The organism is Streptomyces sp. NTH33 (assembly GCF_003236365.1).
In the GTDB taxonomy this organism is placed as follows: Bacteria; Actinomycetota; Actinomycetes; order Streptomycetales; family Streptomycetaceae; genus Streptomyces.
On record NZ_POTZ01000577.1, the window covers coordinates 1 to 3,735 of the forward strand.

3 protein-coding genes and 1 pseudogene are annotated in these 3,735 nt (G+C 70.7%); 2 read left to right on the forward strand and 2 right to left on the reverse strand.

Annotation, left to right across the window (positions count from 1 at the left end; all coding sequences use genetic code 11):
• Together C1I97_RS33210 and C1I97_RS33215 are read left to right on the forward strand one after the other, a co-directional pair.
• Positions 1-423 (forward strand): annotated as a pseudogene (locus C1I97_RS33210) (glycoside hydrolase family 43 protein); the annotation flags it as partial.
• Positions 424-584: 161 nt separating this feature from the next.
• Positions 585-1,601: a LacI family DNA-binding transcriptional regulator gene (locus C1I97_RS33215; protein WP_258382857.1), complete on the forward strand. Its 1,017-nt coding sequence runs from the start codon at positions 585-587 to the stop codon at positions 1,599-1,601.
• A 26-nt stretch (positions 1,602-1,627) separates the two neighbouring features.
• Here C1I97_RS33215 and C1I97_RS42025 read toward each other — a convergent pair whose 3' ends face one another.
• Together C1I97_RS42025 and arfA are read right to left on the reverse strand one after the other, a co-directional pair.
• On the reverse strand, positions 1,628-2,191 hold the full coding sequence (locus tag C1I97_RS42025; protein WP_258382858.1) for a CocE/NonD family hydrolase C-terminal non-catalytic domain-containing protein: 564 nt from the start codon (positions 2,189-2,191) through the stop codon (positions 1,628-1,630).
• Complete coding sequence (gene arfA, locus C1I97_RS33225) at positions 2,188-3,687, reverse strand: arabinosylfuranosidase ArfA (RefSeq protein WP_111006742.1); 1,500 nt, start codon at positions 3,685-3,687, stop codon at positions 2,188-2,190. Before arfA ends, C1I97_RS42025 begins: the two co-directional genes overlap by 4 nt.
• Positions 3,688-3,735: the final 48 nt, after the last annotated feature.

Below are 3,735 nucleotides of genomic sequence, written 5' to 3' on the forward strand. Positions count from 1 at the left end.
GACAGGGGTACGGGACGCGGTGGTCTCTGCGTGCGCCTGGACGAGGCCCACCATTACGAGGTGGAGGCCGGGGACGGGGAGGTCGGCGTCGTCGCCCGGATCGGGCCGCTGCGCCAGACCGTGGTCCGCCGGCCGGTCCCGGCCGGGCCGCTACCCCTCACCGTGACGATCCGGACGTCAGGCCTCGTGCCCGCGTCGCCCGAACTCACCGACGGCGGCACCACGGGCCCCGACACCATCGCCTTCTGGCTCGGCGATCCCGACGCTCCGGACGCCCGGCCGCTCGCCGAACTGGACGGGCGCTACCTGTCCACCGAGGTCGCCTGCGGTTTCACCGGCCGTGTGATCGGCATGTACGCCACAAAGGGAGCGGTCGCCTTCGACTGGTTCGAGTACGCCCCGGCCCCGGCGCCGTCCGTGTGACGCTCGGTGTGCGGGCGGGTGCCGCACCCTGAGGGGCACCCGTCCGCAGCCGGCTCGACCCCGGCTGAGGTGCCTCCCCGGCCCCCGGACGGCCTCCTCGCCGGGTTAACCTGTCCCCCATGCCTCCCCGACCAGCCGGATCGCGCCCCACACTGTCCCTGGTGGCCAAGACCGCCGGTACGAGCGTGCCCACCGTGTCCAAGGTGCTGCGAGGCGGAACCGATGTCTCGGCGGAGACGCGCGCGAAGGTCATGGAAGCCGTGCAGGCCGTCGGCTACACCCGCCGGGCCGGGTCCAAGGGCGAGAGCGTGCGGGACGAGAGCGGCTTGTCCAACGTGCTCGATCTCGTGGTCACCCACTTCGAGGGGTCATGGGCGAACCTGCTGATAGCCGGGGTCGGGCGAGAGGCGGCAGCAGCGGGACTCGATGTCGTACTGACGCTCGCCGAGCCGCACGGCGACTGGGTGTCGCGGGTTCTGAGAAGGCGCACCGTCGGCGCGATCGGGACGCTGGTCGATCCCGCCTCGCGGCAGTTCGGCGCACTCTTCGCCGCAGGCGTCCCCGTGGTGCTGATCGACCCGATGAGCACACCGCCGTCAGGGGTGGCAAGCATCGGCGTGGCGAACTGGGAAGGCGGCCGTATGGCCGCTGAGCACCTTCTGTCCCTCGGCCATGTGCGGATGGGGGTGGTCGCCGGCCATGCCCGCCATCTCTTCAGCCGGGCGCGCGTCGACGGTTTCCGTGCGGCGGCCGACACGGCGACCGCCGGCAGTGCCACGGTGTCGGTGGCCTACGGCGGATGGAACCGCGCCAAGGCGACGACCGCCACCCACACCCTGCTCGACAGCGACCCGGGGATCACGGGGATCTTCGCCTGCGCGGACTCCATGGCACTCGGTATCTACGACGCGCTGGATGCCCGGGGCCTGCGGATTCCCGAGGACATCAGTGTCATCGGCTTCGACGACCTGCCCGAGGCGCAGTACATCACCCCTGGGCTGACGACCGTCAGACAGCCCAGCACCGAGTTGGGCGCCGCGGCGGTCAAGCTCCTGATCGAGCTCGCCCGGGGCGAAGACGGCGGCGCCCGGTCCCCCGCCCGCATGGAGTTGGCCACCGAGCTGGTCGTCCGTGCCTCCACCGGACCCGCCCCGGCAACCGCAGCGCCACGTCGGTGACGCGGGCAGGCGTGTTCCGGTCGGCCTCATCGCGGGGCTGTCGTCACGACCTGGAGGACGAGGCGGCTCGGATGGGCAGCGCCGTGACGGATCGTGTATTCCGCCGCGGTGGGCTCCGTGGTCGCCCCGGCCGGATCGAAGGCATTGCGTCCGACGTCCCAGCGGGGTGACGAACTCGGTGCGATGTCGATGCGCACCCGGTGGCCCGGCAGGAACGTGTGTGCCGTCGACCAGAGGTCCACGACGAACTCCTGCTCCTGATCCGGCTCGACCGGCCGTCTGTCGCCCAGGCCCGTGACCGGGTCGACGGACCGCGCCGACCCCCGCTGCACGCCGTCGGTGACGACGAGGCGCCCGACGTCGAGCGTCCCGTCGTGTTCCTCGCGGGTCACGTCATGGGGACGGCGGGTCAGCAGGGCCGGCCACGGCCCGGTCCCGTGCGGAACCAGCAGGACGGTCCGAAGCCGTGTTCCGTCGCGCAACGCACAGGTCACCTCGCGGCGCTCGGCGACCGGGTCCGGCGATTCACGGGCCGGGCCGCCGCGCCGGAGGGGGGCCGGCTCCTGAACGGTGCTCGTGTCGTCGCTCACCGGAGGGCGACCGCCGTCCACGACGTCGGCGGCAGTTCGATGGTGAGCAGGCCGTCGGCGAGTGCCGCGCCGGCGTTCGCGGCCGGGGTCACCCGGTCCTGCCGGGCGAGCGTGTTCTTCGCGTACACGTCGGAGTCGGCGAGCGTGACCGCCTCGGTGATGCGCGAGGAGCCGAAGCTGCGCACATCGATCGTGACCTGCGCGGCTTTTGCCAGGTCGCGGTTGACGAGGAAGACCGCGGCCCGGCCCTCGTCGACGGTCGCGACGGCGTCGACGACGGATGCCTCTCCGTAGCGCGCCGTTTCGTACGTCGGCGCCTCGATCAGGGGTCGGATCACCTCGCCGGAGGCGAGCCGGCTCGTGATCGAGAACGGGTAGAAGGTCGTCTGGCGCCAGGCCGGGCCGCCGGGCTCGGTCATGATCGGAGCGATCACGTTGACGAGCTGTGCGAGGGATGCCGAGGTGACGCGGTCGCTGCGGCGGAGGAGCGTCATCAGCAGGTTGCCGACGACGACGGCGTCCGCCACCGTGTAGGTGTCCTCCAGGAGCCGGGGGGCGTGGCGCCACTCGTCGTGGATCTTCTCGGACTCCTGGTGCTCCTTGAGGTACCAGACGTTCCACTCGTCGAAGGAGACGTTGATCTTCTTGTTGGAGCGTTTCTTGTGCCCCACGTGGTCGGCAGTCGCGACGACGGTGTCGATGAAGTAGTCCATGTCGGTCGCCGAGGCGAGGAAGGAGCCGAGGTCGCCGTCGTGCTCCTGGTAGTACGCGTGGCACGAGACGTAGTCGACGTGGTCGTAGCTGTGCTCGAGTACGGTGCGCTCCCAGTCGCCGAATGTCGGCATGGTGGATCCGGAGGAGCCGCAGACGACGAGTTCGAGGTCCTTGTCGGCCCTCTTCATCGCGGCGGCGGTGCGGGCGGCCATCTTGCCGTAGTCGTCCGCCGTCATGAATCCGGTCTGCCAGGGGCCGTCCATTTCGTTGCCGAGGCACCACATGCGCACGTTGTGCGGTTCCGGTGTGCCGTTGGCGATGCGCAGGTCCGACAGCGCCGTGCCGGACGGGTGGTTGGCGTACTCGAGCAGGTCCAGGGCGGGCAGGATGCCTCGTGTGGCCACGTTGACCGCCAGCATCAGCTCGGAGTCGGTGAGCTTGAGCCATCTGGCGAACTCGTCGAGGCCGACCTGGTTCGATTCGAGCGAGCGCCAGGCGAGGTCGCGGCGTACCGGGCGTTCTTCGCGTGGGCCGACGGAGTCTTCCCAGCGGAACCCGGAGACGAAGTTGCCGCCCGGGTAGCGGATCGTCGTGCTGCCGAGTTCTCTGACGAGTTCGACGACGTCCCTGCGGAACCCGTCATCGTTCGCGCTCGGGTGTTCGGGCTCGTAGAGCCCGGTGTACACGCAGCGGCCGAGGTGCTCGACGAACGAGCCGAAGGTGCGGCGCCGGACAGGAGCGATGACGGCCTGCCTGTCGAGTTCTATGTGGGCGCGGGGCAATGCGGCGGTCCTTTCCGGGGGATGGCGCGGGGGTGTCGCGGGCTGGGT